This window comes from Streptococcus sp. 2741 (assembly GCF_013276315.1).
GTDB lineage: Bacteria > Bacillota > Bacilli > Lactobacillales > Streptococcaceae > Streptococcus > Streptococcus pseudopneumoniae.
Window position 1 is genome coordinate 1 of sequence record NZ_VMKU01000124.1, and the last position, 5,846, is coordinate 5,846.

Sequence of the window (5,846 nt, forward strand, 5' to 3'; positions counted from 1 at the left end):
CGAATCCTGTCTTCCCGATACATTATAGAGATATGTGAGTGTGTATTTTTAAAACTAGATATTATATACATTAAGAGAGAATCAGTTTGCTTCTCTCTTTTTTGAATTTCAGTAATTCATTTTGGCAGCGTATACTTTTCGTCTCCAGTCTTTTCAATAAATACCGTATTTTAGGTATACACATTGAATTCAAGGGATTTTATAACTCCTATAAATTTTTAAGAAAGCAATAGAAGGGTTTTGTTCAACGTATAATATATGTGTTTGCCTGATAAAAATTTCTACTTTTTTTGATTTTAAATAAGTATTAGTTTACATTATAGTGTGAATGGGGTTTGATATTTCTTTTGAGGAAGCTGCCTTAAATTTTTCTACTTGTGTTTTATTGTATAGTGTATCTTGCTTGTTTTGAACAGAATCTTTTATGACATTTGTCATATTTCCTAGTGACAGAAGCATCTAGCTCCGCCAACTTCAAAAGTTTATAATTGAAGTATGAAATGGAGGATGAAGAGATGAAAAATAAAATGATTATCGCAATGAGTTTAGTAGCAGCAGGAGTTATGACCTATCTCATGTTTTCGGGATTGGATGAGGATTTCTATCATTTTCCTTGGGAGGTCTTTGCTGGATTTGGAATGATGTCTTGGCTTGTTAGAGAAGGTTTGAAATTAGTCGGAGATGTGAAAAAGGAGTTTGAGGAATGAAAAAAGCGATTATCTATCTCTTTATTGGACTATCACTAGTGGTATGGTTGGTAGAAATGTTTACAGGTTGGTTTGATCAAGCCTTCCTTCACCAATTCATCCGTGGTGTATGTGGATTAGGATTTATGATTTTTATCGTCTTTCCGATGAGTAATGAGTGGCTGAAAGGAGAATATCATGAACATGATTAAGGTAGAAAGCCTAAATAAAAACATCAAGGGCAAGGCTATTTTGAAGGATATTTCCTTTGAGGTAGCTGAAGGTGAATGCGTCGCCTTGATTGGGCCCAATGGTGCTGGGAAGACCACACTCTTGGACTGTCTGCTTGGAGATAAACTGGTCACAAGCGGTCAAGTATCCATCCAAGACTTGTCAGTGACGAGTTCTCAGTTAGACTATATTAGAGGTTATCTGCCTCAAGAAAATGTCATCGTTCAGAAATTAAAGGTCATAGAGTTGATTGCTTTCTTTCAAAGCATTTACCCAAATCCCTTGAGCAACCAGGAAATCGATCAACTATTGCAGTTTGACCAGCATCAGAAAGAGCAATTCGCAGAAAAATTGTCAGGCGGGCAAAAGCGTCTCTTCTCTTTTGTCTTGACCTTGATTGGGCGACCAAAGCTTGTCTTTTTAGATGAACCAACTGCTGCCATGGATACTTCAACTCGTCAACGCTTTTGGGAAATTGTTCAGGACCTAAAAGCTAAGGGAGTTACCATTCTCTATTCCTCCCATTATATCGAAGAGGTAGAGCATACAGCGGACCGAATCTTGGTCTTGAATAAGGGAGAGTTGATTCGCGATACAACACCTCTAGCCATGCGCAGTGAGGAGATTGAAAAGCACTTTATCCTTCCTCTAGCATACAAGGAAGTCATTGAGCAGTCTAACTTGGTTGAAAACTGGTCACAAAAACAAGATGCTTTGCAAGTAGTTACACGTGAAGCGGATGCTTTTTGGCAACTATTAGTCCGAGCAGGATGTAGGATTCAAGAAATTGAAGTCAATAATCGTAGTTTGCTGGATACAATCTTTGAAGAAACTCAAAAAGGAGATGACTAAGATGAAACGATGGATAGCATTAAATAAGATAGAATTTTTATTGACCAAACGGCAACTCGTCTATTATTTATTATCAGTAGGGATGCCGACAGCCTTCTATCTATTCTTTTCTGGCATGTACCAGGACACACCAGGTGGACCCGCGAATTTTATGCGTGATTATCTTATCTCAATGACTGCCTTTTCCATGATGTCGACCGCTATCTTTTCATTCCCAGCTGTTTTACATACCGATAAGATGAACAACTGGCAGAAAACATTGCGTCATAGCCCTGTAAATATGGTAGAATATTATCTATCAAAGATAACAAGTATGCTGGTTGATTATTTGGTTTCAATCTTGGTGGTTTTCTCAGTTGGGCATTTTGTAAGAGGTGTGGATATGCCTTTAGCAAGCTGGGTTGGAGCTGCGATTTTGCTGATTATGGGAAGTATTGCTTTTGTAGCGCTTGGCTTGGCCTTGACTCTCTTACCAACTAGTCAGCTGATGTCTGTCGTGGGTAATCTTCTTTATCTAGGATTGGCTGTTTTAGGTGGACTCTGGATGCCTATCTCTTTATTTCCAGACTGGATGCAAGCAGTCGGTAAGTGTCTCCCGACCTATCAGTTGATGGAGTTGCTCAAGACCTTCTTAAACGAGGGTGGCATCAATCTATCAGCCACAGTTTATTTACTTGTTTTTTCAGTAGTTTTGTTTGGTTTGACTATCTACCTTCAAGGTCATAAGGAGAATGCTTAATGCTTGAGAGACTGAAAAGCATACACTATATGTTTTGGATCAGTTTAATTTTTATGATTTTCCCTATCCTACCTGTAGTGACTGGGTGGCTTTCTGTCTGGCATTTATTGATTGATATTCTATTTGTAGTGGCGTATTTGGGTGTTTTAATAACTAAGAACCAGCGCATATCATGGCTTTTCTGGGGGATCATGCTGGTCTATGTAGCTGGGAATACCGCCTTTGTTGCTGTTAATTATATCTGGTTTTTCTTTTTCCTATCCAATCTCTTAAGTTATCATTTCAGCGTACGTAGTTTAAAGTCTTTACATGTCTGGACTTTTCTTCTTGCTCAAGTCCTTGTTGTGGGGCAACTTTTGATTTTTCAGAGAATCGAAGTTGAGTTTTTAGTCTATCTGCTTGGAATTCTCACTTTTATCGATTTAATGACTTTTGGCTTGGTTCGGATTCGGATTGTGGAGGATTTGAAAGAAGCTCAGGCTAAGCAGAATGCCCAGATAAATCTTTTGCTTGCTGAAAATGAACGCAGTCGTATCGGTCAGGATTTGCATGATAGTCTGGGACACACCTTTGCTATGCTGAGTGTCAAGACAGATCTGGCCCTGCAGTTATTTCAGATGGAGGCTTATCCACAGGTGGAAAAGGAATTAAAAGAAATTCACCAGATAAGCAAGGATTCCATGAATGAAGTGCGAACCATTGTGGAAAATCTGAAATCACGGACCTTAGCATCAGAACTTGAAACTGTCAAAAAGATGCTAGAGATTGCTGGAATTGAGGTGGAAACGGCTAATCAACTAGATACCGCTAGCCTTACTCAGGAATTGGAGTCAACGGCTTCCATGATTTTGCTTGAGTTGGTGACCAATATCATCAAACATGCTAAAGCGTCTAAAGTCTACTTAAAATTAGAACGGACAGAGAAGGAACTCATTCTAACAGTGAGAGATGATGGCTGTGGCTTTGCTTCTATAAAGGGGGATGACCTCCCTACAGTTCGAGATCGTGTTCTTCCAATTTCGGGAGAAGTAAAGGTAATTAGTTGGAAACAACCGACAGAAGTTCAGGTTAGACTACCTTATAAGGAGAGAAACTAAGATGAAACTACTTGTTGCAGAAGATCAAAGTATGTTGCGAGATGCCATGTGCCAGTTGCTCACGCTTCAACCGGATGTAGAGTCTATCTTTCAAGCCAAGAATGGGCAAGAAGCAATCCAACTATTAGAAAAGGAGTCTGTGGATATCGCCATCCTTGACGTAGAAATGCCTGTTAAGACAGGTCTTGAAGTCTTGGAGTGGATACGAGCAGAAAATCTAGAAACAAAGGTGGTTGTGGTGACGACCTTCAAGCGTCCTGGGTATTTTGAACGTGCGGTCAAGGCTGGAGTAGATGCTTATGTATTAAAAGAAAGAAACATTGCAGACCTCATGAAAACCTTGCACACCGTCCTCGAAGGACGCAAGGAGTATTCGCCTGAATTGATGGAAGTGGTGATGACGCATCCCAATCCATTAACAGAACAAGAAATCGCAGTTTTAAAGGGAATTGCTCAGGGCTTCTCTAACCAAGAAATTGCAGACAAACTTTATCTATCCAACGGAACAGTCCGAAACTATGTCACTAATATTCTTTCGAAACTAGATGCAGGTAATCGAACAGAGGCAGCTAATATCGCGAAAGAATCTGGTTGGTTGTGATACTATCATAACGCGAAAACCATTATGTGTTAAAATTATTCAATCAAACAATTTGTAACTTGAGGGGGCTTAGTTTCCTCCTTTTTGTGGCTCTAAGGTGGTAGCAAGGAGCTAAACCTAGGCTTTCTATGAAATTTTTTCAATCAATCCTCAAAAAACACTTGAAAGTGTTTACAATTAGTGATAGAATGGAATAAGTAAAAATATGAAAACGAAATTTTCACATCTTCACTTTTGTAAGTAGATATAGAGCTTTAATCGGTGCCTCTACTTGTAAAAGAATGTGTGGGATAGAAAGGACAGGAAAAGGAATGAATGCAGATGATACAGTAACCATTTATGATGTCGCTCGTGAAGCAGGTGTTTCCATGGCGACGGTCAGCCGTGTGGTTAATGGCAATAAAAATGTAAAAGAGAATACCCGTAAAAAAGTGCTTGAGGTAATTGATCGTTTGGATTATCGTCCAAATGCAGTTGCGCGTGGTCTTGCAAGTAAAAAGACAACCACTGTTGGTGTCGTGATTCCAAATATTACCAATGGTTATTTTTCGAGTTTGGCTAAGGGGATTGATGATATTGCAGAAATGTACAAGTACAATATTGTCCTAGCTAATAGCGATGAAGATAACGAGAAAGAAGTTTCTGTTGTCAATACCCTCTTTTCAAAGCAGGTAGATGGCATTATCTTTATGGGTTATCACTTGACAGATAAAATTCGCTCAGAATTTTCGCGTTCACGTACTCCGATTGTTCTCGCAGGAACTGTGGATGTAGAGCATCAGCTTCCAAGTGTCAATATTGACTACAAACAAGCTACGATTGATGCAGTGACCTACCTCGCTAAAGAAAATGAGCGCATTGCTTTTGTCAGTGGTCCACTAGTGGATGACATCAATGGTAAGGTTCGTTTGGTTGGCTACAAGGAAGCTTTGAAAAAAGCAGATATTCCTTATAGCGAAGGATTGGTATTTGAATCTAAATACACTTATGAAGATGGCTATGCCTTGGCAGAGCGCTTGATTTCATCAAATGCAACTGCAGCAATTGTAACAGGTGATGAGTTGGCGGCAGGTGTCTTGAACGGTTTGGCTGATAAAGGTGTGTCAGTACCAGAAGAATTTGAGATCATTGCCAGTGATGATTCGCAAGTCTCTCGCTTTACCCGTCCAAACTTGACAACTATTGCCCAACCTCTTTATGACCTTGGTGCCATTAGTATGCGTATGTTGACTAAGATTATGCACAAGGAAGTGTTGGAAGAACGTGAAGTTCTATTATCTCATGGATTAACAGAACGTAGCTCAACACGAAAACGTAAATAGAAAAAATCAGGGAATCGAGAAGATTTCCTGATTTTGTGCTCTTAAACAAGAGATGTTGACTTAATGAATACCATAGAGCGGACTAGGCGGCTGGTTAAAGGCTGCGCAACACACTGCTTTGAACTTGTAGATAGAACTGACGAAGTCAGCTCAAAACACTGTTTTGAGGTTGCAGATAGAACTGACGAAGTCAGTAACATATATACGGCAAGGCGACGTTGACGCGGTTTGAAGAGATTTTCGAAGAGTATTAGTATAGAAAAGTGAATCTGAACTAGTACATCACTGCTTCTAAAACATTCTTATAAATTGATTTAA

General features: G+C 39.4%; 7 protein-coding genes. All 7 read left to right on the forward strand.

Going from position 1 to position 5,846, the window contains the following annotated elements; all coding sequences use genetic code 11:
• The first annotated feature begins 500 nt into the window (after positions 1–500).
• Positions 501–707, forward strand: a complete 207-nt coding sequence (locus tag HT671_RS10175) for a hypothetical protein (RefSeq protein WP_138703267.1) — start codon at positions 501–503, stop codon at positions 705–707.
• Positions 704–898 (forward strand): hypothetical protein, encoded by a 195-nt coding sequence (locus tag HT671_RS10180; protein WP_138703266.1) that lies wholly within the window; start codon positions 704–706, stop codon positions 896–898. The genes HT671_RS10175 and HT671_RS10180 overlap by 4 nt, the downstream gene beginning before the upstream one ends.
• Positions 885–1,769, forward strand: coding sequence for an ABC transporter ATP-binding protein (locus HT671_RS10185; RefSeq protein WP_050208786.1), 885 nt, complete (start codon positions 885–887; stop codon positions 1,767–1,769). Before HT671_RS10180 ends, HT671_RS10185 begins: the two co-directional genes overlap by 14 nt.
• Before the next feature lies 1 nt (position 1,770).
• Positions 1,771–2,508 (forward strand): ABC transporter permease, encoded by a 738-nt coding sequence (locus HT671_RS10190; protein WP_138703265.1) that lies wholly within the window; start codon positions 1,771–1,773, stop codon positions 2,506–2,508.
• Positions 2,508–3,605 (forward strand): sensor histidine kinase, encoded by a 1,098-nt coding sequence (locus HT671_RS10195; RefSeq protein ID WP_172923152.1) that lies wholly within the window; start codon positions 2,508–2,510, stop codon positions 3,603–3,605. Before HT671_RS10190 ends, HT671_RS10195 begins: the two co-directional genes overlap by 1 nt.
• 1 nt (position 3,606) lies before the next feature.
• Positions 3,607–4,206 carry a response regulator transcription factor gene (locus HT671_RS10200; protein ID WP_138703263.1) on the forward strand — a complete coding sequence of 200 codons (600 nt, stop codon included), beginning with the start codon at positions 3,607–3,609 and terminating at the stop codon, positions 4,204–4,206.
• A gap of 311 nt (positions 4,207–4,517) precedes the next feature.
• Positions 4,518–5,528: a catabolite control protein A gene (ccpA, locus tag HT671_RS10205; RefSeq protein WP_000990605.1), complete on the forward strand. Its 1,011-nt coding sequence runs from the start codon at positions 4,518–4,520 to the stop codon at positions 5,526–5,528.
• Positions 5,529–5,846 lie beyond the last annotated feature (318 nt).